The organism is Chitinophaga sp. 22308 (assembly GCF_052045305.1).
Lineage (GTDB): Bacteria > Bacteroidota > Bacteroidia > Chitinophagales > Chitinophagaceae > Chitinophaga > Chitinophaga varians_A.
Genome location: NZ_JBQEOP010000007.1, coordinates 542,077 through 567,828, shown reverse-complemented (window position 1 = coordinate 567,828; position 25,752 = coordinate 542,077). Strand labels below are relative to the sequence as shown.

Genomic DNA, 25,752 nt, shown 5'->3' with positions numbered 1-25,752 from the left:
TACGAATGAGAGATAACCTCATGAATGGTAACTAAAATATTGTTTCCTCAGGCCGGCGCCCATTCGTAATTCCTTGTAAATGCCTTTTATTGGCCTTTGAATTCTTTCACCGCGGCTGTCAATTTCGGTACCACTTCAAATGCATCACCAACTATGCCATAATCTGCAGCTTTGAAGAAAGGAGCCTCCGGATCTTTATTGATCACCACAATGACCTTGCTGCCGTTTACCCCGGCGAGATGCTGGATAGCGCCGGAAATACCGATAGCCACGTACAGGTTGGGCCTTACGGTTAAACCGGTCTGGCCAACGTGCTCGTGGTGCGGGCGCCAGCCTGCATCCGCTACCGGGCGGGAACTGGCGGTTGCCGCGCCCAGCGCTTTGGCGAGGTCTTCGAGTATGCCCCAGTTTTCAGGGCCTTTCAGGCCACGGCCGCCGCTGACAATGATTTCTGCTTCGGTCAACGGAATATCGCCGCTCACCGTTTCTGTCTTCACTACTTTCACTTTGAAGTCCGCATCATTGATAGCAGCTGCGAAAGCCTCTACCGTAGCGGTGCCGGAACCGGCTACAGCGGGGAAGGTATTGGGCGTGAGCGTAATCACTTTACGCTCGGATGTAATGTTGATATTGGCGAAAGCCTTGCCGGAGAATACGTTCTTTTTTACCACAAAACCGTTCGCGGTGTCCGGATAAGACACGGCACCGGCTACCAGACCGGCTTTCAGGCGGGCTGCCACACGTGGCGCCACTGCCTTGCCATCAAAATTATGTGGGAAAACAATTACGGCAGCACTTTCTTTGTCGGCAGCTTCCACAATGATCTTCGTGTATACAGTGCTTTCCACTTCCTGCAGGCGTGCATCTGCCACATGCAGTACTTTGGTGGCGCCATAGTTGCCCAGCGCTGCCAGTTCCGCGTTGTCTGCCGGGCCCAGTACCAGCGCCGTAGCAGTGGTGCCCAGCTGGGCGGCTACTTTTGAACCGTATTGTACTGCTTCCAGTGCTGCTTTTTTGATCTTTCCGTGTGCCTGATCGGCAAATATTAATATAGACATGAATACGTTAATTAGAAATGAAACAATAGATATCCTGCTGCCGTGATCAGATCACCTTGGCTTCCTCATGGAGCAATTTCACCAGTTCAGCCACGTTGTCCGGGTTGATCAGCTTCACGCCCGCTTTGGCCGGCGGCAGTTCAAAACTTACCACGCTGGTCAGCGCATCGGCCGCCACAGGTTCCACTACGGTTAACGGCTTGGTGCGTGCCGCCATGATACCGCGCATATTGGGGATACGCGCTTCAGCCATACCTTTCTGGCAGGACACTACTACCGGCAGGGATACTTCGCAAATTTCCTCTCCGCCTTCAATTTCCCGGTTGATGGTCGCCACCGTGCCGTTCAGGTCAAACTTCGCCGCGATGGAAACATAGGGCAGTTCCAGCAGCTCTGCTACCATGCCGCCTATACCGGAACCGTTATAGTCGATGGTCTCCTTACCGGTAAATATGATGTCATATTGTTTTTCTTTGGCATGTGCTGCAATCTGTGCAGCGATATAATAACTGTCCGCGCTATCCGCATTGATACGGAATGCTTCATCACCGCCCAGTGCCAGCGCCTTGCGAATAATAGCATCGCAATCAGGTCCGCCTACTGTGATCAGATGAACGTCTGCACCAATCGTTTCCTTCAGCTCCAGCGCTCTTACCAGTGCATACCATTCATCATATGGGTTAATAATAAACTGGACACCAGCCTCATTGAATTTCGTGTTATTGTCCGTGAAAGCTATTTTTGCAGTCGTGTCCGGAGTTTTACTGATACAAACTAAAATCTTCATGCCTTAAACTGTTTGGTTTAAAAAATGCGGTAATAGCAAATATATCTTATTTATGTACGCCAACCGCAAGGCTATATTATGATTTTAATCAGTATAAATGACAGAAATATGAATGTTATTTATAATTTGTCAGCACCGGAAAAAACACACCAACGACATGGACAGAATCGCACAGATTAAACAAATGCTGGAAACAAGTCCGAACGACAGTTTCCTGAAACACGCCCTGGCACTGGAGTATATCAAGTTAAACAATGATGCTGCGGCCCGGCAGCTGTTTGAAGAACTGCTGGCTCATGAACCAGGGTATACGGGTTCTTATTACCACCTGGGCAAACTACTGGAACGGCAACAGGAAAAAGAAGCCGCTATTGCGGTATATGAAAAAGGGATGGCCATGGCCAAAGCCGCTAACGAAAGACATGCCTATAACGAGCTGCAGTCGGCTTACGAAGAACTGGTATATTAATTTACTCAACACACCTCCATGCCGCAACACTTACTGACCAATTTTACAGCCCATATCGCCGGGCAACAGTTGTTTGACCCTTCCCAGCGTATCCTGCTGGCCGTAAGCGGTGGGGTGGACTCTGTTGTGATGGCCCATTTGTTTAAACAGGCGGGATTACCGGCAGGGATCGCCCACTGTAATTTCCAGCTGAGGGGAGAGGAGTCTGTCCGCGATGAACAGTTCGTTCAGCAGCTGGCTGTTGCCCTCGGCCTCCCGCTGTACACGACCCGTTTTGATACTAATGCCTATACCCAAAGGCATAACGTCAGCATACAGGTAGCTGCCCGTGAACTGCGCTATCAGTGGCTGGAAGAGGTCCGTCAACAAGGCGGGTACAGTTATATCGCTACGGCACATCATATGCAAGACAGCGTGGAAACCGCCCTCATGAATTTCTGCAAAGGCACAGGTATTGCCGGTCTGCATGGAATCCTGCCAAAGCAGGAACGGATCGTGCGGCCGCTGCTGTTTGCCGACAAGGAAGTCCTGGTCGCCTATGCAGCACTGCACCGCATCTCTTTTGTGGAAGACAGTTCGAATATAACGGATAAGTATACACGTAATTTTTTCCGTCATCAGATTATTCCCCGTATACAGGAAGTGTTTCCGGCAGCGGTGAAGAACATGGACAACTCCATTCAGCGGATGCGTGAAGCGGAAATGCTTTACCAGGAATCAGTGGCCAGGCACCGTAAGCGCCTGCTTTTCTGTAAAGACAACACTTTTATGGTGCCTGTCGTTAAATTACAGAAGACCGTGCCGTTGCAGACCATCGCCTGGGAACTGTTCAAGGATTTCGGTTGTTCCGTGGCGCAGCTGCAACAGGTGTTGCAACTGCTTCACAGTGAATCGGGCAGGTACGTGGAAACGGCGACGCACCGTATCATCCGCAACCGCAGCTGGCTGCTGGTGACGCCGGTAGCACAGCCGGACGCGCCGGTACAGGTACTGGACGCCCCGCCGGCACATGTGGTCTATGAAAACGGACAGCTGCATGTCCGCCAGCAGGACCGGGGACAGGCTTCGATACCCACAGCACCGCAAACAGCCTGGCTCGATGCCGCCAAAGTCAGCTTCCCGCTGATTTTGCGCAAATGGAAACAAGGGGATTACTTTTATCCGTTGGGGATGCCTAAAAAGAAAAAGATCAGCCGCTTCCTGATAGATCAGAAACTGTCGCTGCCGGAGAAAGAGAAAGTGTGGGTGATAGAATCTGCCAAAAGAATTATCTGGGTGGTAGGCATGCGCATCGATGATCGTGTCAAAGTCACCACGGGTACGGAGAACGTACTCGCCATAGAATTAAAAACCCGGGACTAAGCCCCGGGTTTTTATATAATAGCCCGGACTAAGCCCCGGGACTGTTACTATTATTGCAGGCGGTGCAGCAGTAGTTGCAGAAAGCGTGCGCCCAGCTCCGGATGGAAGGCCAGCGGAAACACAATCCCGAACAAGGCTCCCCAGAAATGTGCATCATGATTGATGTTGCTGCCCCCTTTCCGGGACAGGTAAGCAGAAAGAAACAGGAACAATACGCCGTAAAGTACCGCCGGCATCTTAATGAAGAAGAACACGCCGATCTGCGCCCAGGGCTCTACCATGATGAAGGTGAAAAGCACCGCGGAAATAGCCCCTGATGCGCCCAGGGAGGCGTAATAGGAATTGTTGCGGTGTTTCAGAAAAGAGGGAATGTCGGATACAATGATGCCTAAGAGGTAATACACCGGGTACATCAGCTTCATGCCGAACAAGGCAATAAAAACATCCTCCACATAAGGCCCAAAGAAAAAGAGGGTCAGCATATTGAAGATAAGGTGCGTATAGTCAGCATGCACAAACCCGGATGTAATAAACCGATAATATTCGTTATGATTTTTTACCATGTATGGCTGCATGCTCAGCTTATCCAGCTGGTCATAATTGTTCAACGCAGTGTAGGAAATCAGGCAGGTGACAATAATAATGATAATACTGACGGACATAAGCTCGAATGTTAGACTATAAATGTAACTATTGATGATGATATTTCTCCCGGTTTAATACTGTATAGGCGCGATACAGTTGCTCGGTAAAAATAAGCCGCACCAGCTGATGCGGAAAAGTGAGCGGCGACAGGGACATCTGCAACTGTGACCGTTGAAGCACCGACTGGTCAATACCGAAAGCGCCGCCAATCAGAATGATGAGCTGCCGCGTGCCGGCATTGGTACGCTGTTGCAGGAATTCTGAAAACTGAACGGTCGTCATCATTTTGCCGCGTTCATCCAGTGCCAGCAGATAGTCGGTGGGTTGCAACAGATCGAGGATGATTTTCGCTTCCTGTTTTTTCAGTTCAGGTACCGATAAACTGGCCGCCTGTTTTACCGTCGGGATCAGTTTTACCTCAAAATCCACATAATGTTGTAACCGTTTTTGGAATACGGCCATGCCCTCCCGAATGTAGGGGTCATGCTCCTTTCCAATGCTCCAGAGTTGAATTTTCACTTGTAATAATCATTAAACAACAGTTGTAAAAGTAAGTGTAAATCAGAAAATTGCAGAAAAAAATCCTGAAGAATTTGGTATTTTCAAAAAAAGATATACCTTTGCAATCCAATCACAAACGACTGGCTGCGTAGCTCAACTGAATAGAGCATCTGACTACGGATCAGAAGGTTTCAGGTTTGAATCCTGACGCGGTCACCAAAAGAAAAAGCCACCTCATCAGTAGGTGGTTTTTTCTTTTATACCTGCACCCACCTACTTGTTAAGTTTCTTTCGCCGGAGATAACCTCATGCCGCTCATCAGGTGGCTGGTCTTCCTTTCATCAGGATTTTTGTTTTGATTAATGTTAAATGAGGAAATTGATCGGAACATCCGCGGACGGGGTGTTACCGGCTGTGCAGCTCTACCGTCGGAACAGGTATCAATCAGTTTCCTCCACCATTAAAATCACTGATTTCTTTTCTTTCGCTTTTGCAGATATAATAAGTGTTGCCCGTTGGGCATTAGTAGCAACATGATATTGTTACAAACAACAAAGGATATTTTGTTAAAGCTAGTACCGGTAATTACGCGGCTATATTGCAGCATAAACGGTTACATTTAATATAAACGTTTCACCATGAAAAAGAAATCTCCCAAAAAGCTCCGGATCGGTCATATCAGGATCGCATCACTATCTGCCTCCGTGCAACAGCAAATGAAAGGAGACGCCTACACGGCGGTTGACTGCCCCAGTGGTCTCGCCACTTGTGCCACCTGTGGCGGTGTCTGTGGTACCCGTTTGTGTTAAAAATTTAAGGGGGTATTCAAAAGTAATTTTTCCTCGGTTTTATCCGGGGACCTGATGGGGAGAATTTTCTCTGTGCCATCAAATTACTTTTGATACCCCTCTTTGCTTTTAGGTTTGGAGGTTACCTAACGGCTCAACGATAAGAAACATCACCTTAACATCTCGCTGTCTGACAGGTAGTCCTGGTGTTACATACGCTACCCTGTGTGGCACATATAACATCGCTGGGCAGTGTGGCACTGCCGCCAACCAATGCCGCCTGTTGTTCGTTGCTTAACGCAGCAATTTTGATTTTTCCCAACAGCAATTTTTTTGCTGCACTTGTTTTTACTTTTTTCATAACCCGGATTTAGGTGAGTATCAAATATCATAGTGGTTGCTGCGGACTTTTTTCAGTTTAAAAACCAGTCCCATCGCTGAAAAGCGGGCGCAGTGAAAATATAGCGCAGTATATACTGCATACCCTCTGCAGATATAAAGACGATATTTAGATTTCATCCAAAATGTTCCGTTATGAAAAAGAAAAAAGTAAATCTGCCCAAGCTCTCCCTGAACAAAGAAGTGATCAGCGATTTATCCCAGGACAAAATAGTAGGAGGGATAGTCACTGTTCGCGAGCAAACCTGCCTGAGGACCTGTGGTGGAAGCTGCCTGTGTTCTGTGTTGATTGAATGTATTACCCAAGCCGTTTCCTGCCCGGTTACAGCATGTTGATGACATTCGGTTGTGTTAACCGATGCGTCGGACAATCTGGACAGTAGCCTGCATGTAGACGGCCTGAGTAAGGTGGATGCCATACTCAGGCCGTTGTTTTTCTTATTACAGCGCTTATGCCGGTTATTGAAGCATTTATTTATGCTGAAGGCAAAACGCCCATGTAATCCAGGTATACAGTCAGCAGTTCTTTTGTGATGGCCGTAGGTCTGATGCCGCTGCCGGCAAGGAATGTATCTGTATTTGATTTGTCCAGGTAGTAAGTGTTTTCATATACTTCCATCAGCGATTTTCCCCGGTCCACGTCTTCTGTGAATAGGCTCAGCAGGCTGTACAATGCGTTGTTTTGATTGTTTTTCCATTGCAGGAGCCATTCGGGAAACGGCTGAGCGGTAAGTCCGGTGTTAAAGTGTTCATTGATCTTTACAAAAAAATCGGTTACAGATAAGTCGTTGTAAGGCTCGGGTACAAGGTGGAAGTTTTTGCCTACAGCTTCCTTGTTTTTCGCAATGTGGACGATTGCCTGCGCCACAAAATCGACCGTCACCAACTCATCTTTCAGTCCCATGATCAGTGGGAACGTGCCGGTTGACAGGCAGCTTCTGACAAGGCTTCCCCACCATTGGTTCATTTCCGTGGCGCCTGTCTGGCTGTTGCACATAACGAATCCCAGTCGGAAATTGATTACCGGCAGCCCTTTCTTCTGGGCCAGGTCCAGTATTTTCTCAGCTACCCATTTGCTTCTGACATAGTTCATGTCCCGGCAGATAGCAGGGAGGTTCTGGTCAATAGGATCGTCTTCGCGCATCCAGGTTTTGCCGGTGACAGGCCTGCCCCAGCTGAAAACGCCAATGGTGGAGCATTCTATCAGGTATTTAAGCTTGCCGGTAGTGGCAAACAGGATCACCTGCTGGGCACCGTCCACATTCACGGATTTAAGGATAGAGTAGGGCTGTATATAATTCACAGAGCCACCGGAGTGGTACACTATTTCAATTTCATCTGCCAGTTGATAAAAATCGCGGGCAGGCATACCCAGATAAGGAAAACAAAAGTCGCCTGTAACGGGAATAATGCGGTGGGCTTTTGTTACCGGCCATTTTAACCGGTATCTGTCAAATACTGACTTTACCCGCTCCATCGCATGGGCTGTATTTTGTGCGCGTACCAGGCAGTATATATCGGCATTGGTTTTTTCTATCAGTTCCAGCAGCAGGTGAGAGCCAACGAATCCGGTTGCCCCGGTCAGCAATATCCTTTGAGGGTTGGCCAGCACAGACGGGTCAATGGCGGTAGGATAATCATGGCCGGCATCGAGCTTAATGTCGTTCAGGAGTATATCTGTATTGACTTTCATGCGTTCTTCCTGTGAGAGCGGTATCAGGCTTTGGCGACGCCTTATTTCTGCTGCCAGTTTTTCAATGGTTGGAAACTGGTAGATGTCTGCTAGTTGTAAATTCTTCCGCAACAGTTCCGGCAACGCTGTAAATATCCGCACAGCACTAAACGAATGGCCGCCAAGCGCCGTGAAATTGTCTGTTGCCGCTACTTCCGGCAGCTGGAGCACATGTTTCCAGACGGCGGCAAGAATGTCTTCAATGTTATCTTCGGATATACCTTCCAGTGAGAGCTGTTCGCTATGGACCAGGCCGGATAAGGCTTCCTTACTGATTTTACCGTTCGGTGTAATTGGCATTTTTTCGAGAATAACGAGCCTGTCAGGGACCATATGGGCAGGCAGTTGTTGCTGTAAACGGCTGCGTATATCAGTTTTCAGGCGGACTTCATCGGGTGTGGTAAACTGCCGTGGGGTGACGAAGGCTGCAAGTATTGTTTGTTCATGGGGCATTTTTACGGCAGTCACCACTGCTTCTTTAACATCCGGAATGCCGGTGATGGCACGCTCTATTTCCCCCGGCTCTATGCGGAAACCACGGACTTTTATCTGTTGGTCATTTCGGCCGATGAATTCCCAATTGCCGTCGGGTAATATCCGTACCAGATCGCCTGTTTTATAAAGCCGTCTGTTTTCGTGATTACCGGTTGTTACCTGAAGGAACCTTTCGGCGGTGATATCAGGGCGGTGCAGGTACTCCCTGGCAAGCTGGGCTCCACCGATAAACAGTTCACCCTCGCTGCCCGCCGGTACCGGTTGCAGGTGTGTGTCCAATGCGTGAAAGGTCACGTTCCCCAGTGGTTTCCCGATAGTACGGGCACTTTGCCCTGGCTGGTACGGGTGACAGGTAACTGCGATGGTGGTCTCCGTAGGTCCGTAGGCGTTATATAATTTTACTTTGCTCATCCAGTGACCGATCAGGTTTTCCGGGCACACATCTCCACCTACACCGATAATTTTCAGATGGCCGATGTCTCCGTTTGTTGGCAGGGAAGCCAGGATGGTCGGCGTAATCATAGCCAGGATGTTAATGTGGTGTTGCCGGATGTAGTCCATCAGGGCTTCACCCAGCAGTTTATTGTCCGGATAAAGATGCAGTGTGGCCCCCACGAGCAGTGGTATCCACAGGTCCATAAAAGCAGCGTCAAAGCTGAAAGACAGTAGCTGTACAGCAATGCTTTCGGATGTAATGCCTATGGCTTCAGGGTAGTACTGTATAAAGCTGAGTACGGCGCCTTGCTCTACCACTACGCCTTTGGGAACACCTGTACTACCGGAGGTATAGATGACATACAATATGTCATCGGGCTGTATGTTCACCTGCAAGTCCTCTGCGGGCAATGCGGTGGTCTGCTCTTCTTCCGGTAAGATAATACGGCCGGGATATTCCGGGAATTTAGACCGCAACAAGGAACTGGTAAGAACGAAGGCAGCGCCGGTATCGCTGAGAATGAAGTGTAGCCTGGCTTCCGGATACTCCGGGTCGAGCGGTACGTAGGCAGCGCCGGTTTTCATTACCGCCAGCGTATAGATAACACGTTCTATACCTTGCGGCATACAAACAGCGATCATGACGCCGGGACCGGCACCGGCCTTGGTTAAGAGCCTGGCCAGTTGGTTGGCTTTTGTGTTCAGCCCGTGGTAGGTAATGCTTTCCGACTTGAAAATGATGGCTGTCTTCTGCGGCAGCAACGTTACCGTGTTTTGGAAGATCCCGGGAATTGTTTGCGTGAGATGCCCACGGTGAGGGAACCGCGGTGTTTCGCGTTCTGAGGGTTTCATAAGTTATGCTTTATGGTTATTGAATAGACGTGGAATTGCTACCAGGTTTTTCATTGATCAAATTATAAAAAGAGCATGGTAACGTGATTGCGGTGAAACATGATTGCAGTAAAAAGATAAACTCCTTTTAAAGGTAAAAAACGCTGCTACTGCATAATTTATGCAGGCGCAAACGCGAATTTTATATTTCATCTAAAATATTCCGTTATGAAAAAAAGAAAGGTAAATCTCACCAAACTGTCGCTCAACAAAGAAGTGATTAGTAATTTATCCCAGGAAAAAATAACAGGGGGCGCCACTGCGAACACCTGTTTTAAATCATGTCTTGAAAGCTGTCTTTGTAGTGTCTTCGACTGTCAGCCTCAAACTCAGCCCAAGCTTTCCTGCCTTATAGTATGCGGCGTAACCCAATTGTGCCCGGTTGAATAAGCGAGCTCCTGTATTCTTACCTGCCTGCCAACAAGTCCGTTGCGGTGCCCATGATGTTACCTGATAATTCAGTTATTATTTAACCCGGAAAAAATCCGTTATGAAAAAGAAAAAAGTGAATCTTTCCAAACTCTCTCTCAACAAAGAGGTGATCAGTGATTTGTCCCAGGACAAAATAGTAGGCGGAGCCGTCACTGTACGCGAACAAACCTGTCTTAAAACCTGTTTCGCAAGCTGTTTCTGTTCCATACTGGATGTGTGCCAGACACAGGATGTTTCCTGCCCGGTTACAGCATGCTGATGACATAACGGGTAATCTGAACAGTAGCGTGAATTTAAAAGGGTTGCACCTTGTGTAACCCTTTGTTGTGTCGATATCGTCTGGTCAGCACGAAATAACTGTAAGGTCAAACTGCTGCACGTTTTATGCAGACAGAGGCCCGAAATTTATGATGTACTAAAAATAGTTTCGTTATGAAAAAGAGAAAACTACATCTCGCTAAAATATCACTTCACAAGGAAGTGATCAGCAGTTTATCACAGGGAACAATAACAGGCGGGGCAACCACGCCCGATACTACCTGTCAGGGAAGTTGCTTCTGTACCCGGTTCGAATGCCCTTCCCGGGACCCTGGTGCTATAACCTGTGTTCGTACCTGCATTTCAAAGATATGCTGATCGGATAGGTGAAATATCATCTGTATGTGTTGCGTCCTGTTTCGTTCTGTACCGGACGTATGCAGGACACATAAAGTTTTCTGTCCGGTTACTGCCTGTTGAAGTCATTGTAGCCATTATGTATCAAGTCACCCGCAGAGGTGGCTTGATATCTGTTTTTCGCAGTCTTCATCTGAAGACACTTTGCAGTTATTGTTTTTAGTTTTGTCAAAGAAGAAGAAAAAAGCGCGTACCCTGTTTGTTGACCCGGTTCCGCGTGGGTGTAACGCTTGTCCTTTGTAAACCTGTAAAACCCTTGATATCCTAAGGCTGTAGAGCCAATAATTTCCTGCATCTGCCCCAATGCTTCCTTTGTGACCGTATCCGGTTACCGGAAACTTCATTTCCGTAACGCCGCGCATTTATTTATTCATCTAAAAATAAATTCCATGAGTGCACCTTATTTAAAGAATAGCACTGATCTTGAAAGCGCACTTTCAAGATCAACCGCTGACTTTTCCATGCCAAAGGGGAGTAATATTTTATCCCGGGCGGATGAGTATTATTCCTGGGTAGAAAGCCGGATCAGGACAGAGACCTGGCAGTATTGCCGGACGCAGCAATCGCGCCCGGGGCCACTGATCACAGCGGTGGATGCCGGTGGCCGGCGGATGGCCGGCGTCAATTTCGCCTCTCAGGATTACCTTGGACTGAGTACTCATCCGGAGGTAATAAACGCGGCAGCGGAAGCCTTGCACCGGTATGGCCTACACAGCGCCGGATCACCAATGTTCATGGGACAAACAGACCTAGTGCTGAAGTTGGAAGAAGCGCTGCAACAATTAACCGGAATGGAACATGTACTTGTCTTCCCTACCGGCTGGGCGGCAGGGTTTAGCAGCCTCATTGGTCTTGTAGGCAAACATGACTATGTTGTGATGGACAAACTGGCGCACGCATGCTTGCGGCAGGGCGCTTATGCAGCCACCGCTAACGTATTGAAGTTTGACCATCTGGACCATCAGCTGGTCAGGAAGATGCTGGCATCTATCCGGGCAGAAGACACGCGGAGCGGTATACTGGTGGTGTCGGAGGGTATATTCTCCATGAACGCAGATACCCCCGATATCCGTGCACTGCAGGACATCTGTCATGAATTCGGAGCGTCACTGCTGATAGATGTGGCGCATGATCTCGGCGCTATGGGGCCTGAGGGCAGCGGCCAGCTGGGCATACAAGGCATGAAGGGAAAAGCTGACCTGGTAATCGGCAGTTTCTCAAAAACGTTTGCCTCCAATGGTGGTTTCATCGCCACTCATTCTGCGGCCGTGAAAGAATACCTGAAGATGTATGCAGGCCCGTATCTATTCTCCAATGCGATTTCCCCGGTACAAACAGCCTCTGTCTTGGAGGCATGCCGCATTATCACTTCCCCTGAAGGAGACAGGCTGAGAAAATTGTCGTTGAGAAATTCTCTGCACATGAGGACCCGCTTTCTTGAGAAAAACCGTACCTGCCTTGGCATTCCGGCGCCCATTGTATTACTGCCGGTAGGCGGTGAGCGTGATGCCAGAATGTCCCACGGCCTCCTGATGGAAAAAGACATAGCTGCCATGATTGTGGAGTATCCCGTGGTCCCCTTGTCGGAAGCAAGAATCCGTTTACAGCTGATGGCTACACATACCATTGAACAAATAGATGACGCAGTAGCAGAAATCTGCGCTTCCCTTGATGTTATACAGGGAAAATAACCCCTGTGATTTTTTGTTTACTCCTGTTGAAACTTAAATGTATGAAAACCTTTAATGAAATGTCTGACAAACAGACCGGTTCCTTCCTGATCAGTAGTGATGAGCGGCAAAAAATTCTTCGCGATTTCAATAACACCATTACGCCTTTTGATAAAGATGCATCATTGGTACATTTGATTGAGCGGCAGGCCCGGGCGACGCCGGAAAAAGTAGCGCTGGTGCTGGGAGAGAAAAGCCTTACCTATAAAGCGCTGAATGAAATCAGCAACCAGTGGGCTCACTATCTGCAGCAGTCGGGGGTGAAGGCAGGAAGCCTCGTGGCTTTCTGTATAGAGCAGTCTGTTGAAAAAATTGTTTGTATGCTGGCCATCCTGAAGGCTGGCGGCGCATATGTGCCATTGGACACCAGTCATCCTAAAGCCCGTCTGGAATATATGCTGAAGGATGCCGCGGCGCCGGTGCTGATTACCTCTTCCCGCTTTGAAAATAGTTTTGCGGCGTACAATGGCCATATTGTGCTTACTGACGGTGAGCATACCATGGCCTCCGTCAGGGGCCTGCCCATTGACTTTACGTCAGCGGCCATTACACCTCAAAGCCTGATATATGTGATTTACACATCCGGTACCACCGGCAGACCTAAAGGCGTAATGGTAGAGCATGAGCAGGTCGCCAACTTTATGCAGTGCTACGGCGGATATTTGCAGTTGGATAGTGCCGCCAGAGCGTTACAGTTTACCTCCACAGGATTCGATGCCTCTGCAACGGACTTATGGCTGCCGCTCACAATGGGAGCTACGTTATACCTGTATCCCGACAATCGTATCGTAGGGGATGAACTGTGGCGGTTTATAACGGAACATGAAATATCCGTGCTGCCATTTATCTCTCCTTCTGTATTGGCCACGCTTCCTGTGCATGATAGCATGGGTGCGCTTAAAGTAATTTGTGTGGGCGGGGAAGCATGCCCTGAGCCGGTAGTGAGAAGATGGAAAAACCGCGTGCGGCTGGTAAATGGCTATGGGCCTACTGAAGCTACTATCCTGGTAAGCTACTTTGTATACGATGATGATCATCCCGCTACGACTATTGGCCGGCCCAATGCGAATAGCAGCTTTTATATTCTGGACGCCCATATGCAGGTAGTGCCGATCGGACAACCCGGAGAGCTATATATCGGCGGGGCACAAGTTGCCCGCGGTTATTGGCGGCTTCCGGAATTAACAAGGGAGAAGTTCCTGGCGAATCCGTTTGTCACTGAGGAAGAGATAGCACACGACTGGAAAAGGATATATAAAACAGGTGATCTAGCCCGTTATTTACCGGATGGAAATGTCGAGTTCCTCGGCAGAAATGATACCCAGGTGAAAATCCGGGGCGTGCGTATTGAACTGAGCGAAGTGGAGAACGTACTGTCCGGCCTTCCGGGAGTGGTGCAGGCGGTTGTTATTGTACAGGAAGATAAATACGATGAACGGACATTGCTGGCCTGTATAGTGCATCAGGAAGGTAAACTGCAAGGGGAGCGGAATCAACAGGTGACCCAGGAGATAAGAAAGGCCCTGCAGCTGGAGCTGCCTGCGCAAATGGTGCCTTCGGCTTTTCTCTTCCTGGATAAACTGCCGGTGAATGCCCATGGCAAAATAGACAAACAGGCACTGAACCTTCAGTCGCGTGAAATAATAGAAGCCATTTTCCCCGAAGGAGTAAGCTTTCATGCCTGTGAACAGGTGATTAAAGCGATATGGAGCGAAGTGTTGCAACAAAAAGATATCAACGTGTCGGACAACTTCTTTGAGCTGGGAGGGCACTCCATTCTCATCACACAGGTGTACAAAAGACTGCCTGCTGTTTTCCGGACTAAAATCACGCTGCCGGAACTGTTTGACTATGTGACCATCGAGGCGCTGGCGGCCAGAATCAGAGCCGGACTTACCGGAGATGAAAAGATGGCGGAGGCGAAAAGGGATGACAACTACCTGCTCAGCGATGTATATCTTTCTCCTGATATTACGATAGAAGGGGCCATAGATCCCCGGTCCATCAGGAACCCTGAAAATATCTTCCTCACCGGCGCTACCGGTTTTGTAGGCTGCCATCTGCTGGCTGAATTGTTGACGTCCACTAAGGCGAATATCTATTGCCTTGTACGTGCAGCTGATGAAAGTGCGGCGTTGGAAAGAATACGGACCGTTTTCAGGAACAACCGCATCCCGGACGAACAATTTGTTGAAAGCCGGATAAAAGCGGTGGCCGGTGACCTGACGCAATATCAGCTGGGGATACCTGATGAACAGTTCAATGAGCTTTGTGAGGTGATTGATATCATTTATCATTCTGGCAGCTCTGTCAGCTATATCGAGCCATACAATTATATGAAAGGGTCGAATATCGGCGGCCTCAATGAGATCATCCGCCTGGCGGCTGCCAGGAAACTCAAGTGTCTGGCGCTATTGTCTACCGTGGCGGTATTTGGCTGGCAGTCATACGATACGCAGCAATACTTCAGAGCGGAAGATGACAGTATTATGCCGGGACTGAAGTATATACAAAAGGACATGGGATATGCCAAAACCAAATGGGTGATGGAGCAAATACTGGCACTGGCAGCCTCCCAAGGTCTTCCGACAGTGCTCTTCAGGCTGGGGTTTGTGATGAGCCATAGCCAAACGGGCGCCAACGGGTTGGACCAGATGTGGTCCATGCTGGTCCGGAACTGTATAAGACACAAGGCCTATCCGTTGGCCGTTGGTATAAAAGAAGAGCTGGTGACAGTAGATTATGTGTGTAAAGCCATGGTTCATATCACAAGCCAGCCGGAAGCCATTGGCAGGAAATTTCATCTTACGCCGCGGGTGGAAGATGACGTGGATTGGATTACGTTTTTCAGCCGCTTAAAGAAGAATTTCGGATTTGATCTCAAAGCTGTCTGCTACCGTGAGTGGATGGAGTTGTGGAAGAATAATGAGGAAGATATCTTTTATCCTTATTTAAGCCTGTTTACCGACGAAGTGCAGGACGGGCGCTCTCTCGTAGAGGTCTACCAGAACAGCTATCATTTTCATTGTGACAATACCCTCACGTTTTTAAAAGGCAGTGATATCGCGCCGTCCCAAATAACGGACGAAGTGATGGCAGCCTATCTTGATTTCCTTGAGATAACTGCTTCGGAAAAGGTCATGAAAAAATAGTGGATGTACAAAGAGGGTGCCTCAAAAGGCACCCTCTTTTTTATGTGATGCCACCCCGGCACTTACCAGGCCAGAATGCAAGCAGCTGCTTTTAGCTGATGGTGTCCGTGTTAGACACCAGCTTGTCTACTTTCGCGTCCAGTTTCCCCAATGCCTGCAAAATAGCGTCCATATCAGACTGTGGCGACAAGTCCGTGTTTGTCCAGTAGCTGTGGTATTTCCACATTTCCAGTACTTCACTTACCGGAAGATCATAAGGTTTGAACAACGGATTCAGTGACACCAGGTGTAACAGGCCGTTTTGTTGAATACGGTTATAAACGACTTTAAAAACGATGCCTTCGTTTTTGGTGATCACCACGCAGGGAGTGCCGTCTTTCAGGGCAGACCAGTCCTGTATATATTCTACGATCACATAAGCGCCTTCCGGAACGGGGAGCATGGATTCTCCTTTAACAGGGAACATCCGGAACTTCCGGTCTGCCGGGAGCTGCGGCATATGAAACACCGGGAGGCTGGAGATATAATCCGGATCGGCATAGCCAGCGGTGTACCCGGCCTGCACGCTATGAGATACCATTTCCACTTGTTCTTTGTTGTCTGGTGTGATGGTGGTGGCCAGCACCCGCATCTTTTTTCCAGTCACATAACTCATGTCCCCGGCTTCCAGTTCCCGCAGATGCAGTTCTCCCAATTGAGACAGGTCGAGGCGTACAAAAGTGTCGATGTCAACCTTAAAAAAATCTGATATCAGCACCTGGTCTTCCAGTGGAGGGTTACGGGTGGCGCCGGTTTCCAATGCCTTTAATTTGGTACGGGTAAATTGTAGGGCGGTGGCCAGGTCATCCTGTGTCATCTTTTTCCGGTTACGGAGAAATTTCAGGTTAGCGGCCCAAAAATTATTTTGTTCTTTCATATTTTTTTGGCATTATTACTGCCAGTATATTGGCATTATTAATGCCAAATATAAGTCAACTTTTTGAAATATGAAACAGTCAGCTGAAAGAAATGAGGTGATAGCCAGGCTGAGAGGGGAAATTCTTTCTTCAGGGGGGACTGTATTTTCATCCCATTACAATGATCATCCCGACCTGGGCCCTTTGAACGTGGCATTTCCGGGGCATTGTTTCCCTTTCCGCGGCACCCATGAATTCATCAGTCATAATAGTGAAACGGCAGCTGCCACGCTGGGGTTCATGGCAGGACTGCTGAGCCGTATCATGAAAGGCCCGGAAATGGCGGTATGGGTGGGGGCCCACCGAACGCTGTTTCCACCGGGATTAAAAACATTTTGCCTGGTGCCGGACAGGATCATTTTTATAGACCTGGTATCAGAGAAAGAGATGCTATGGGTGGTGGAAGAATGTCTGAAATGTAATGCACTGGCGGCCGTGGTGGGAGAGGTGCCGGACATTCATCCTGTTGCATTGCGACGTCTTCAGCTGGCCATAGAGAAAAGCGGGGTGCCCTGCCTGTTGCACCGGCACCGTCCGCGTAGCGTGGAGAACACTGTTTGCACTACCCGGTGGATGATCACGCCGGTGGCCAGTCTTATGGAGGAAGGGCTGCCGGGCGTAGGATATCCGCAATGGCAGGTGGCGCTGTTAAAAGTCCGCAACGGGAAGCCGGGCAGTTGGCAGATAACGTGGGACGGGCAACAGTTTCAGCCGGGAGGTATGGAAAGTATGGAAGAACAAAATATTTATATCAAAGCTGGTTAATCGTATGAAGCGTTACATGGCAGTCTGGTTTCGTCATCTGGCGGCCGACCGGCTGGCGCTGCGTTATCCGGGGCTCCGGCAGCAGCCTTTTGTATTGGTGGCGCCGGAGCGGGGCAGGACCGTTATCCGGTCTGTCAGCCGGGAGGCCGGCCAGCTGGGCATTCTGCCGGGAACAGTGCTGGCAGATGCCAGGGCCGTATATCCGGACCTGTTATATTATGATGAAGATCCTTCCCAGGATAAATTGCTCGTATCCCTGGCCATCTGGTGTTACCGTTTTACACCCGTCACAGGGATAGACGGGCCTGACGGCCTTGTACTGGACATCAGTGGCTGCACGCATTTGTGGGGAGGAGAAGACGCCTACTTTGAAAATATCGTCACCAGGCTGCAGGCCGGTGGCTATCATGTGCGTGCTGCCATTGCAGACACCATGGCGGCGGCCTGGGCGGTGGCCCGCTATGGTACTACGCATCCGGTGATTGCGCCGGGAGGCCAGGCCGCTGTGATGCGGGACCTGCCGCCGGAAGCGCTACGGCTGGAACAGGCTATAACAGACCGCCTGCGGAAATTAGGCCTTACACGGATCGGGCTGTTTATGGACATGCCCCCGGCCGTATTGCGGCGGCGCTTCGGTGTACCGGTACTGGAACGCCTCGGCAAAGTGCTGGGCACCATACCGGAACCACTGGTGCCGGTACAGCCTCCCGATCCTTATGTGGAGCGGCTTCCCTGCTTTGACCCGATACGTACCGCCCCGGGAATTGAAGTGGCCATCCGGAAGCTGCTGGAAGCAATTTGTCAACGGTTGCAGCAGGAAGAAAAAGGGCTGCGTAAGGCAAGGCTTCTGTGTTACCGCACAGATGGCGGGCTGCAACAGGTGGAGATCGGCACCAACAGCCCCGTGCGCAACCTGGAACACCTGTTCCGGTTGTTTGAATTAAAAATAGACACGATCGAGCCGGACCTGGGCATTGAGCTGTTTGTCATGGAAGCGCCGGTGGTGGAGGGTTTGACAACGCAACAGGAACGGCTGTGGGACCTGGACACCTGCGGCAAAAAAGATGCGGTGACCAAACTGCTGGACCGGCTGGAGAGCCGTATCGGCACTGCTGCCATTCACCGTTACCTGCCGGAAGAACACCACTGGCCGGAACGTTCCATCAGGCAAACAAACGATGTGCACGAAGCGGCAGCAGTAGCATGGCCGGAACATCTGGTACGGCCGGTAAGCCTGCTGGGCGCACCGGTGCGCATCGAGGTGTCTGCACCAATCCCGGACTATCCGCCGATGCTTTTTATTCATAAAGGTAAAATCCATAAGGTGGTAAAGGCCGACGGGCCGGAAAGGATAGAACGCGAATGGTGGATTGAAAAAGGATTACAAAGGGATTATTACCAGGTGGAAGATGAAGAAGGAGGCAGGTATTGGTTGTTTCGCTCCGGGCATTATGGGGAGCATAAGCCGGAATGGTTTATACATGGATACTTTGCGTGAACAGTAACGGTATGGGATATACGGAATTACAAATCACAACGAACTTTAGTTTTTTGCGGGGGGCCTCTCATCCGGAAGAGCTGGTGGAACAGGCCGTCAGCCTGGGTTATACGGCCATCGCTATTACCGATCATAATACGCTGGCTGGTATTGTGCGGGCACATGCAGCGGCAAGAGGAAAAAATATACGGATCATCCCTGCCTGCCGGCTGGATTTGCAGGACGGTCCGCCCTTATTGGCTTATCCGACTGACAGGTCCGCCTATGGCCGTTTGTCAGCCCTGTTATCTACCGGTAACCTTCGTACAGAGAAAGGCAAATGTGAGCTTTATAAAAGAGATGTCTACCAATATGCAGAGGGCATCAAATTCGTGATGATACCGCCCCCTGTATTAAATGGCGAATTTGATTTTGATGTTGATTTTAAAAGGGCCGCGAGGGAATACCGGCAGCATTTCAAATCGGAATTATACATGGCGGCATGCTGGTCTTACCGGGGAGATGATGGTAAGAAACTGTACCGTATCGCACAGTACTGTGAAGAGCTGCATATCTCGATGGTGGCCACAAACGACGTGTACTATCACGCGCCGGAACGGCGGGAGTTGCAGGACATTGTGACCTGCGTCCGGGAAAAATGCACCATTCATAATGCAGGGTTTCGGCTGTACCAGAATGCGGAGCGTTACCTGAAACCGATCGCGGAGATGCGGCGTTTGTTCCGCCGTTATCCGCAGGCATTGGCCTGTGCGCAGGAAATAGCGGCTGCCTGCCGGTTTTCGCTGGACAGCCTTGAATATGTTTACCCGGAAGAAATAACCACAGAAGGCCGGACGCCACAGGAAGAGCTGGAGATGCTGACCTGGCAGGGCGCAACAGAACGGTTCCCGGATGGTGTTCCGCAGAAAGTGGAGCACACTATCCGGGAAGAGCTTTCTTTTATGGCCCGGAAAAACTATGCGGCGTATTTTCTGACAGTATATGACCTGGTGCGCTTCGCGAGAAGTCAGGATATTTTATGCCAGGGGCGCGGATCTGCGGCCAACTCGGTGGTGTGTTACTGCCTCGGTATTACTTCTATTAACCCTCAGACGGTCAACCTGTTGTTTGCCCGCTTTATGTCAGATGCCAGGGATGAAGCGCCGGACATAGACGTGGACTTTGAGCACGAGCGCCGCGAAGAAGTGATTCAATATGTCTACGCCAAATACGGGCGCGACAGGGCAGGCATTGTGGCCACCGTTACACAGGTACACTGGAAAGGCGCCGTGCGTGACGTGGGAAAGGCCATGGGCCTGTCTATGGACGCGGTGGACCACCTGGCTAAATCGGGCTATGAATTCACGGAGGAATGGATGGAAGGCAATACGGCCACCAGCGAAGGGTTTAAAGCGAAAGACCCGGTGCTGATGAAAGTGCTGGAACTGACAGAGCAGTACATTGGTTTCCCACGTCAGCTGGGGCAACATACAGGCGGATTTGTGATCACGCAGCATCAGCTGTCTGATCTTTGCCCTATCCTCAACGCCAGGATGGAAGGCCGCACCAATATTGAATGGAACAAGGATGATATTGAAGCGCTGGGCTTCCTGAAAGTAGACGTGCTGGCCCTGGGCATGCTGACCTGTATTCGCAAAGCGTTTGACTTGCTCCTGCGGCATTACGATGAACATAGGAATTTGGCTAACATTCCGGAAGATGATAAGGCTGTTTATGACATGATTTGTAAAGCAGACACGATTGGCGTTTTTCAGATCGAAAGCCGAGCGCAAATGTCGATGCTACCAAGATTGAAGCCCCGTAATTTTTATGACCTGGTAATTGAAGTGGCTATTGTAAGGCCCGGGCCTATTCAGGGCGACATGGTGCATCCTTATCTGCGCAGGCGAAACGGTGAAGAACCGGAAGACTATCCTTCTGAAGAATTGAAGGCAATTCTCAGCCGGACCAAAGGGGTGCCTCTGTTTCAGGAGCAAGCCATGGAAATAGCCATGGTGGCCGCAAATTTCACGGCTGCGGAAGCAGACGGCCTTCGCCGCAGCATGGCCACTTTCAAGGCACACGGACAAATTGCAAAATGGCGGGAGAAACTGGTCAGCGGCATGGTGAAAAAAGGCTACCAGCAGGAATTCGCCGAACGTATATTCAAACAACTGGAAGGCTTCGGTTCTTATGGTTTCCCTGAAAGTCATGCTGCCAGCTTTGCTTTACTGGTATATGTTTCCTGCTGGATCAAATGTTATTACCCGGATGTTTTCGCCTGTGCCTTGCTGAACAGCCAGCCGATGGGTTTCTATGCCCCTTCGCAGCTGGTGACCGATGCACGCAATCATGGGGTGATCGTACGTCCGGTAGATGTAAATCATTCGCAGTGGGACAATACCCTCGAAGAACACGCCGGCAAATACCGGGCGCTGAGACTGGGATTCCGGCAGGTAAAGGGATTAGGCCAGGAAGAGATGGAACGGTTGATAGCAGCGCGGACAGCGCCTTATGTAAATATACATTCCATCATGGATGCCGGCGTGACTTTAAGCACGCTGGAGCGGCTCGCAGACGCTGATGCTTTCCGTTCCATGAAAATGGACCGTCGCAGGGCTTTATGGGAAGTGTCTGCTTTGGCAGACCGTCCGCATGCGCTCTTTGAAGGCCAGCCTTCGGAAAGCGCCAGTGAAGCGCCGGTGCGGCTGCCGCTGATGACGCCCTCAGAACATGTGGTGCAGGATTACGCGGCCATGGCTTTATCCCTCAAAGCCCATCCGGTAAGTTTTGTACGCCGGCAGTTGTTCAAACAAAATGTCCTGTCCATCAGGGAGCTGGACCAGTGGCCGGACGGAACGCCTTTGCGTGTGGCCGGACTGGTACTGGTACGCCAACGGCCGGGAACAGCCAGCGGTATCTGTTTTATTACCATCGAAGATGAAACCGGCAGTGCCAACCTGGTGGCTTTTGCCAAAATTTTTGAACGTTTCAGAAAAGAAATTGTAACGTCCCGGCTGCTGATGGTGGAAGGAAAATTGCAGCGGGAAGGGAGTGTGACACATGTCGTCATTAAAAAGTGTTATAACTGCAATGCGCTGCTGAACCAGCTGTCGTTGCCTACGGACGAAGAGCACCTGATGAATGCGTCTTATAGTGATAACGTGCCTGCCGCCGCTAAAAAGCCTGCGCCTAAAATGATACAGGCAGAGCTTTTCCCGAAAGGCAGGAATTTTAAATAGAGAATCATGCAACTGAAATTATTTGATGATGGCAGCCTGCTGATGCTGCCGGAGGATTTGATAACATACCATCCCGCCTTTCTGAGCAGGGAAGAAAGTGATCAGTTGCTGGAACAATTGCTCAGCACCGTTCCCTGGCAACAAAGCAAAGTGATGATGTATGAAAAGGAAGTGCTCACGCCGCGGCTGTCTGCCTGGTTTGGCAGTGAGCCTATACGAAGCGGCGACCAGCGTCCGGTGCTGCCCTGGCCTTCTGCGCTGCTGGCGCTGAAGGTGAAAGTGGAAGCGCACACCGGCATCGTTTTCGATGGCGTTTTGCTGAATTATTACCGGGATAATAACGATTCGGTGGCTTGGCACTCGGACAAGGACACGGTACCGGGATTAAAAACAGAAATCGCATCCATCAGCCTGGGAGAGGAACGTAACTTTGATTTTCGCAGTAAAGACGATCACCGCCGCCGCTATTCGATCAAGCTACAACATGGCTCCCTGTTACTGATGAAAGGTGACCTGCAAAAGTATTGGGAGCATCGCATCGCGAAGTCTGCTAAAGCCATGAAAGCCAGGATCAACCTTACTTTCAGGAAAGTAGGCAATACTACGGCGCCCCCGTATATTCCTTAACAGTCGTCCGTGTTGTAGAAGGTTTTGTCCATGTAGTCCTCGTATTTTTTGATGTCTGTTTTCGGAAGATGTGTTTTCCTGAGTATTACCTTTTTCTGCGTTGTGCCGTTAGGGTGAATCCAGATGCCGGAAAAACCTTCAGCATTTTTCTGCAGTATCATTACGCCGGAAAACCGGTGCTCCACCATGATGAACTGATTTTGCTGGTTGTACTCTACATTCAGTGACAGCCATTCATTGTCTTTGTTTTTATTGTAACGGTAAATGCACTGGTAATAGGGATCTCCTCCACATTCGCGCGGTACAGAGACCAAATACAGGGTAATGGACAGTTTGCCATCGATGGTGCCTTCATAGAGCTGCGGTGTGCGGGCTTCCTGCGCAGTGGCTTTCCAGGCGCAAAACAGCATTACAAAGGCCATCAGGATAAATATTTTCTTCATCAGCAGAAGGGTGGTTTAATGGGCACAAAAGTCGGTCATCGACATAAACAAACAACAATTGTTTATTATTCGCTTACTGTGGGTCAACATTCGCAGGTGATTTTTGAAAATCCACCTGGTCATCTCCGCTAATCAAAGCGTCAGTTATAATCAAAGTAGTTTGAGGTTCCGGGGAGTAGTGCCAAATCTTCTTTTAAACGCCTGGATAAAATTACTGGCGTTGCTGTAGCCCATCTGCCAGGCTATTTCATTGACATGCATATCGGTTTGCAGCAGTAGTTGCATGGCATGCGCCATTTTACGTTCCTGTACCAGCTCATAAAAGGTGGTGCCATATTGCAGCCGTAACTGTTGTTTGATCTGATATTCCGTTAAGGAAAAATGCCGGGCCACGTCCGCGAGGGACTGAACATCGGCAAAGTGAGCAAGAATGTAATGATAGATGTCTTTCATCTCTTGCTGAAAAGCCGGACGAGGTCCCGGATAAAGATCGGAAAACAGCAATGTGATGATTTCCGTTACCTTGTTGTGGCGATATAGCGGCAACAGGTTGTCGGACACCGGAGGGTTTACCAATGACCGCAAAGCCAGCTGTATCTCGGGTGTAACGCGCATGGCCGTGGGAGAGAGTGCGAAAGTAGCACCGGATGCCAGTTGCCGGATAATATCCATCGGAGGAACAGTAAACTGTGACAGCACAGTTTGGAGAAAAGACTGCCGGAAGGTAATGGCGAGGTATTCAAACCCTTGTTGGGTGTTGAAGTGAAGGTCTGACAGAAAATTGTCAGAGGCATATACGTTAAATTCCCCTGCCTGCAGCGGTTGTGGGGCAAGCCCTTTGAAGTCGGCGCGGGAATTGCCTTTGAGCTGAAAATGAAGGCTTACGTGAGGAATATCTCCTTTTACCTGTTGCACAGTGATGTCCCGTTCAAAGTCGGCCCTGAACTGTATAATGCCAAAGTCCTGGTTAAAGGAATGCTGTACCTGGTGCCGTACATACGGTAAGGCAAAGGTGCTGTGCTCGAAATGATCGAAGCGGCGGCCGTCGGAAAACCTTCTGGCTGCAATTTCTTTATAGGCGTTTCCGCTAATCGTGTATGGCATACTGCAAAGATCAGTATTTTTACTTCGTAAATCAATATCCGTCACCGGCTGTTCCTGCTATCTTTGATGACCAAATTTTAGAATGATAAAATCTTTAAATGATATGCGTGTTTTAGTTACCGGAAGTTCCGGCCATTTGGGGGAAGCACTGGTGCGCAGCCTGCAGGACCTGCGGTATGAGGTGATTGGCATCGATCAGATCGCCGGTGTTTTTACAACGCATGTGGGTTCCATCACTGATACTGATTTTGTGCGGGCATGTATGAAGGACGTAGCAGTGGTGTTTCATGCGGCCACATTGCATAAGCCACATGTGGTCACCCATTCCGTACAGCAGTTCATTGATACCAATATCACCGGCACATTACGCCTGTTGGAAGCGGCGGTGGCGGCGGGAGTGGGGCGTTTCGTTTTTACCAGTACCACCAGTGTGTTTGGCGAGGCGATGGCGCCGGTGCCGGGTGGACCGGCGGTATGGGTTACGCCGGCGTTGGCGCCATCGCCGAAAAATATTTATGGCATCACCAAGGTGGCCGCGGAAGACCTATGCCGGTTGTTTTACCGCAAGCAGGGGTTGCCCTGTATCGTGTTGCGGACGTCGCGGTTTTTCCCGGAGATCGATGATGACCGCAGTAAACGCGAGACCTATGATGATACGAACCTGAAAGTAAATGAACTGCTGTTTGGCAGGGTAGACCTGGCCGATGTGGTGACGGCACATTTGTTGGCCGCGGAAAACGCGGCGGATATTGGCTTTGATCGTTATGTCATCAGCGCAACCACGCCGTTTTCCATAGAAGATATGCCGGCGTTGCAACAGGATGCGCCCGCGGTGGTAAGCCGTTATTTCCCTGAATTTGAAAAGCTGTATGCCCGCCTGCAATGGAAGATGCAGCCGGTCATAGACCGGGTGTATGACAACGCAAAGGCCAGGAAAGACCTGGGATGGAAGCCGGAGTATGACTTCGGAAGGGCATTGGAAGCGCTGGAAAATGGGCAGGACGTATTCAGTCCGCTGGCACGATTGGTCGGTTCAAAAGGCTATCACAGCACTGTTTTCACAGAAGGCCCTTATCCGGTATGAAAAAATAGAACAGCTAATACTGTTTATGGTGGCTGTTTTAGCTGGTAGTGTAACGAAAACGTATAGTGGTTGACGGTAGTGTCTTGAAAAAATATTTCAAAAAAATTTGTTTAAATAAAAACTAATCCTACATTTGCAATCCCAAACGGGGAAATGGCCTTGTAGCTCAACTGAATAGAGCATCTGACTACGGATCAGAAGGTTTCAGGTTTGAATCCTGACAGGGTCACAACAAAAAAATGCTGCAATACGTTTTGCAGTTTTTTTTAGCTCAAAAAAATATACTGTTAAAAAGTGACAGATGTAAAGAGTTGAAAAATAATTTGTTAAGATAAAATAAATGTTTTATCTTTGCAATACCGAAAGGGAAACGGCTGCGTAGCTCAACTGAATAGAGCATTTGACTACGAATCAAAAGGTTTCTGGTTTGAATCCAGACGCGGTCACAAACTATCGATGAAAATAAAGGGTTGCAGTAGTGCAGCCCTTTATTGTTTTATGCC

At 49.5% G+C, this 25,752-nt stretch carries 22 protein-coding genes and 3 tRNA genes; 16 read left to right on the top strand and 9 right to left on the bottom strand.

The annotated features are described in order from the left end of the window. Positions 1 to 86: 86 nt before the first annotated feature. Positions 87 to 1,058, bottom strand: coding sequence for an electron transfer flavoprotein subunit alpha/FixB family protein (locus ACTJJS_RS28415; RefSeq protein ID WP_440666892.1), 972 nt, complete (start codon positions 1,056 to 1,058; stop codon positions 87 to 89). 46 nt (positions 1,059 to 1,104) lie between these two features. Continuing rightward, positions 1,105 to 1,845 carry an electron transfer flavoprotein subunit beta/FixA family protein gene (locus ACTJJS_RS28410; protein ID WP_168874383.1) on the bottom strand — a complete coding sequence of 247 codons (741 nt, stop codon included), beginning with the start codon at positions 1,843 to 1,845 and terminating at the stop codon, positions 1,105 to 1,107. Between the two features lie 157 nt (positions 1,846 to 2,002). Between ACTJJS_RS28410 and ACTJJS_RS28405 the strand changes: the two genes are divergently transcribed. Next, entirely contained in the window at positions 2,003 to 2,314 is a 312-nt protein-coding gene (locus ACTJJS_RS28405; RefSeq protein ID WP_168874382.1) for a hypothetical protein, read from the top strand. Between the two features lie 18 nt (positions 2,315 to 2,332). Next, entirely contained in the window at positions 2,333 to 3,676 is a 1,344-nt protein-coding gene (gene tilS / locus ACTJJS_RS28400) for a tRNA lysidine(34) synthetase TilS (RefSeq protein ID WP_440666889.1), read from the top strand. A gap of 50 nt (positions 3,677 to 3,726) precedes the next feature. On the opposite strand, the gene ACTJJS_RS28395 is transcribed toward tilS, so the two are convergent. Both ACTJJS_RS28395 and ACTJJS_RS28390 read right to left on the bottom strand, forming a co-directional pair. After that, on the bottom strand, positions 3,727 to 4,338 hold the full coding sequence (locus ACTJJS_RS28395; protein ID WP_168874380.1) for a rhomboid family intramembrane serine protease: 612 nt from the start codon (positions 4,336 to 4,338) through the stop codon (positions 3,727 to 3,729). Positions 4,339 to 4,366: 28 nt separating this feature from the next. Then, positions 4,367 to 4,840, bottom strand: coding sequence for a 23S rRNA (pseudouridine(1915)-N(3))-methyltransferase RlmH (locus tag ACTJJS_RS28390; RefSeq protein WP_168874379.1), 474 nt, complete (start codon positions 4,838 to 4,840; stop codon positions 4,367 to 4,369). Positions 4,841 to 4,964: 124 nt separating this feature from the next. On the opposite strand from ACTJJS_RS28390, the gene ACTJJS_RS28385 reads away from it, so the two are divergent. After that, positions 4,965 to 5,041: transfer RNA gene (locus ACTJJS_RS28385), tRNA-Arg, on the top strand. A 419-nt stretch (positions 5,042 to 5,460) separates the two neighbouring features. Further along, complete coding sequence (locus ACTJJS_RS28380; RefSeq protein ID WP_168874378.1) at positions 5,461 to 5,631, top strand: hypothetical protein; 171 nt, start codon at positions 5,461 to 5,463, stop codon at positions 5,629 to 5,631. Between the two features lie 154 nt (positions 5,632 to 5,785). Here the strand turns inward: ACTJJS_RS28380 and ACTJJS_RS28375 are convergent, their stop codons facing one another. Next, positions 5,786 to 5,971, bottom strand: coding sequence for a class I lanthipeptide (locus tag ACTJJS_RS28375; protein WP_440666887.1), 186 nt, complete (start codon positions 5,969 to 5,971; stop codon positions 5,786 to 5,788). Positions 5,972 to 6,144: 173 nt separating this feature from the next. Between ACTJJS_RS28375 and ACTJJS_RS28370 the strand changes: the two genes are divergently transcribed. Then, on the top strand, positions 6,145 to 6,345 hold the full coding sequence (locus ACTJJS_RS28370; RefSeq protein WP_168874376.1) for a class I lanthipeptide: 201 nt from the start codon (positions 6,145 to 6,147) through the stop codon (positions 6,343 to 6,345). Positions 6,346 to 6,484: 139 nt separating this feature from the next. Here ACTJJS_RS28370 and ACTJJS_RS28365 read toward each other — a convergent pair whose 3' ends face one another. Continuing rightward, positions 6,485 to 9,523: a non-ribosomal peptide synthetase family protein gene (locus ACTJJS_RS28365; protein ID WP_440666885.1), complete on the bottom strand. Its 3,039-nt coding sequence runs from the start codon at positions 9,521 to 9,523 to the stop codon at positions 6,485 to 6,487. A gap of 207 nt (positions 9,524 to 9,730) precedes the next feature. Here ACTJJS_RS28365 and ACTJJS_RS28360 point away from each other — a divergent pair, with 207 nt between their 5' ends. The 4 genes from ACTJJS_RS28360 (at position 9,731) to ACTJJS_RS28345 (ending at position 15,551) form a co-directional block, all read left to right on the top strand. After that, a complete protein-coding gene (locus tag ACTJJS_RS28360) occupies positions 9,731 to 9,952 on the top strand; it encodes a class I lanthipeptide (protein WP_211092782.1) in 222 nt (73 codons plus the stop codon). A 100-nt stretch (positions 9,953 to 10,052) separates the two neighbouring features. After that, positions 10,053 to 10,253, top strand: a complete 201-nt coding sequence (locus ACTJJS_RS28355) for a class I lanthipeptide (RefSeq protein ID WP_440666883.1) — start codon at positions 10,053 to 10,055, stop codon at positions 10,251 to 10,253. Positions 10,254 to 11,130: 877 nt separating this feature from the next. Then, positions 11,131 to 12,360 carry an aminotransferase class I/II-fold pyridoxal phosphate-dependent enzyme gene (locus ACTJJS_RS28350; protein WP_440666882.1) on the top strand — a complete coding sequence of 410 codons (1,230 nt, stop codon included), beginning with the start codon at positions 11,131 to 11,133 and terminating at the stop codon, positions 12,358 to 12,360. Between the two features lie 41 nt (positions 12,361 to 12,401). Beyond that, positions 12,402 to 15,551, top strand: a complete 3,150-nt coding sequence (locus tag ACTJJS_RS28345; protein ID WP_440666880.1) for a non-ribosomal peptide synthetase family protein — start codon at positions 12,402 to 12,404, stop codon at positions 15,549 to 15,551. Between the two features lie 91 nt (positions 15,552 to 15,642). Here ACTJJS_RS28345 and ACTJJS_RS28340 read toward each other — a convergent pair whose 3' ends face one another. After that, positions 15,643 to 16,467, bottom strand: a complete 825-nt coding sequence (locus ACTJJS_RS28340) for an XRE family transcriptional regulator (RefSeq protein WP_440666878.1) — start codon at positions 16,465 to 16,467, stop codon at positions 15,643 to 15,645. Between the two features lie 70 nt (positions 16,468 to 16,537). Here ACTJJS_RS28340 and ACTJJS_RS28335 point away from each other — a divergent pair, with 70 nt between their 5' ends. From ACTJJS_RS28335 to ACTJJS_RS28320, 4 genes are read left to right on the top strand one after another with little or no spacing between them, the layout of a single operon-like run. Next, on the top strand, positions 16,538 to 17,272 hold the full coding sequence (locus ACTJJS_RS28335) for an ImuA family protein (RefSeq protein ID WP_440666876.1): 735 nt from the start codon (positions 16,538 to 16,540) through the stop codon (positions 17,270 to 17,272). A 16-nt stretch (positions 17,273 to 17,288) separates the two neighbouring features. After that, positions 17,289 to 18,770 carry a Y-family DNA polymerase gene (locus ACTJJS_RS28330; protein ID WP_440666874.1) on the top strand — a complete coding sequence of 494 codons (1,482 nt, stop codon included), beginning with the start codon at positions 17,289 to 17,291 and terminating at the stop codon, positions 18,768 to 18,770. Positions 18,771 to 18,781: 11 nt separating this feature from the next. Then, the gene (locus ACTJJS_RS28325) at positions 18,782 to 21,991 is read left to right on the top strand and encodes an error-prone DNA polymerase (RefSeq protein ID WP_440666872.1); all 3,210 of its coding nucleotides are present in this window, start codon (positions 18,782 to 18,784) and stop codon (positions 21,989 to 21,991) included. Positions 21,992 to 21,997: 6 nt separating this feature from the next. Then, complete coding sequence (locus ACTJJS_RS28320; protein ID WP_440666870.1) at positions 21,998 to 22,618, top strand: alpha-ketoglutarate-dependent dioxygenase AlkB family protein; 621 nt, start codon at positions 21,998 to 22,000, stop codon at positions 22,616 to 22,618. Here ACTJJS_RS28320 and ACTJJS_RS28315 read toward each other — a convergent pair. Further along, positions 22,615 to 23,061: a hypothetical protein gene (locus tag ACTJJS_RS28315; protein WP_440666868.1), complete on the bottom strand. Its 447-nt coding sequence runs from the start codon at positions 23,059 to 23,061 to the stop codon at positions 22,615 to 22,617. The genes ACTJJS_RS28320 and ACTJJS_RS28315 overlap by 4 nt on opposite strands. A gap of 150 nt (positions 23,062 to 23,211) precedes the next feature. Beyond that, positions 23,212 to 24,165 (bottom strand): helix-turn-helix transcriptional regulator, encoded by a 954-nt coding sequence (locus ACTJJS_RS28310; RefSeq protein ID WP_440666866.1) that lies wholly within the window; start codon positions 24,163 to 24,165, stop codon positions 23,212 to 23,214. A gap of 103 nt (positions 24,166 to 24,268) precedes the next feature. Here ACTJJS_RS28310 and ACTJJS_RS28305 point away from each other — a divergent pair, with 103 nt between their 5' ends. The 3 genes from ACTJJS_RS28305 to ACTJJS_RS28295 all read left to right on the top strand — a co-directional run bounded on the left by ACTJJS_RS28305 (position 24,269) and on the right by ACTJJS_RS28295 (position 25,695). Continuing rightward, positions 24,269 to 25,249 (top strand): NAD-dependent epimerase/dehydratase family protein, encoded by a 981-nt coding sequence (locus tag ACTJJS_RS28305; RefSeq protein WP_440666864.1) that lies wholly within the window; start codon positions 24,269 to 24,271, stop codon positions 25,247 to 25,249. A gap of 155 nt (positions 25,250 to 25,404) precedes the next feature. After that, positions 25,405 to 25,478, top strand: a tRNA-Arg gene (locus ACTJJS_RS28300). Between the two features lie 143 nt (positions 25,479 to 25,621). After that, positions 25,622 to 25,695: transfer RNA gene (locus ACTJJS_RS28295), tRNA-Arg, on the top strand. The last annotated feature ends 57 nt before the right edge of the window (positions 25,696 to 25,752 follow it).

What these genes read in the sequence shown, in the direction of transcription:
- ACTJJS_RS28415 (WP_440666892.1), bottom strand. Translation starts at nt 1,058, where the DNA reads ATGTCTATATTAATATTTGCCGATCAGGCACACGGAAAGATCAAAAAA.
- ACTJJS_RS28410 (WP_168874383.1), bottom strand. Translation starts at nt 1,845, where the DNA reads ATGAAGATTTTAGTTTGTATCAGTAAAACTCCGGACACGACTGCAAAA.
- ACTJJS_RS28405 (WP_168874382.1), top strand. Translation starts at nt 2,003, where the DNA reads ATGGACAGAATCGCACAGATTAAACAAATGCTGGAAACAAGTCCGAAC.
- tilS (WP_440666889.1), top strand. Translation starts at nt 2,333, where the DNA reads ATGCCGCAACACTTACTGACCAATTTTACAGCCCATATCGCCGGGCAA.
- ACTJJS_RS28395 (WP_168874380.1), bottom strand. Translation starts at nt 4,338, where the DNA reads ATGTCCGTCAGTATTATCATTATTATTGTCACCTGCCTGATTTCCTAC.
- ACTJJS_RS28380 (WP_168874378.1), top strand. Translation starts at nt 5,461, where the DNA reads ATGAAAAAGAAATCTCCCAAAAAGCTCCGGATCGGTCATATCAGGATC.
- ACTJJS_RS28375 (WP_440666887.1), bottom strand. Translation starts at nt 5,971, where the DNA reads ATGAAAAAAGTAAAAACAAGTGCAGCAAAAAAATTGCTGTTGGGAAAA.
- ACTJJS_RS28370 (WP_168874376.1), top strand. Translation starts at nt 6,145, where the DNA reads ATGAAAAAGAAAAAAGTAAATCTGCCCAAGCTCTCCCTGAACAAAGAA.
- ACTJJS_RS28365 (WP_440666885.1), bottom strand. Translation starts at nt 9,523, where the DNA reads ATGAAACCCTCAGAACGCGAAACACCGCGGTTCCCTCACCGTGGGCAT.
- ACTJJS_RS28360 (WP_211092782.1), top strand. Translation starts at nt 9,731, where the DNA reads ATGAAAAAAAGAAAGGTAAATCTCACCAAACTGTCGCTCAACAAAGAA.
- ACTJJS_RS28355 (WP_440666883.1), top strand. Translation starts at nt 10,053, where the DNA reads ATGAAAAAGAAAAAAGTGAATCTTTCCAAACTCTCTCTCAACAAAGAG.
- ACTJJS_RS28350 (WP_440666882.1), top strand. Translation starts at nt 11,131, where the DNA reads ATGCCAAAGGGGAGTAATATTTTATCCCGGGCGGATGAGTATTATTCC.
- ACTJJS_RS28345 (WP_440666880.1), top strand. Translation starts at nt 12,402, where the DNA reads ATGAAAACCTTTAATGAAATGTCTGACAAACAGACCGGTTCCTTCCTG.
- ACTJJS_RS28340 (WP_440666878.1), bottom strand. Translation starts at nt 16,467, where the DNA reads ATGAAAGAACAAAATAATTTTTGGGCCGCTAACCTGAAATTTCTCCGT.
- ACTJJS_RS28335 (WP_440666876.1), top strand. Translation starts at nt 16,538, where the DNA reads ATGAAACAGTCAGCTGAAAGAAATGAGGTGATAGCCAGGCTGAGAGGG.
- ACTJJS_RS28330 (WP_440666874.1), top strand. Translation starts at nt 17,289, where the DNA reads ATGGCAGTCTGGTTTCGTCATCTGGCGGCCGACCGGCTGGCGCTGCGT.
- ACTJJS_RS28325 (WP_440666872.1), top strand. Translation starts at nt 18,782, where the DNA reads ATGGGATATACGGAATTACAAATCACAACGAACTTTAGTTTTTTGCGG.
- ACTJJS_RS28320 (WP_440666870.1), top strand. Translation starts at nt 21,998, where the DNA reads ATGCAACTGAAATTATTTGATGATGGCAGCCTGCTGATGCTGCCGGAG.
- ACTJJS_RS28315 (WP_440666868.1), bottom strand. Translation starts at nt 23,061, where the DNA reads ATGAAGAAAATATTTATCCTGATGGCCTTTGTAATGCTGTTTTGCGCC.
- ACTJJS_RS28310 (WP_440666866.1), bottom strand. Translation starts at nt 24,165, where the DNA reads ATGCCATACACGATTAGCGGAAACGCCTATAAAGAAATTGCAGCCAGA.
- ACTJJS_RS28305 (WP_440666864.1), top strand. Translation starts at nt 24,269, where the DNA reads ATGCGTGTTTTAGTTACCGGAAGTTCCGGCCATTTGGGGGAAGCACTG.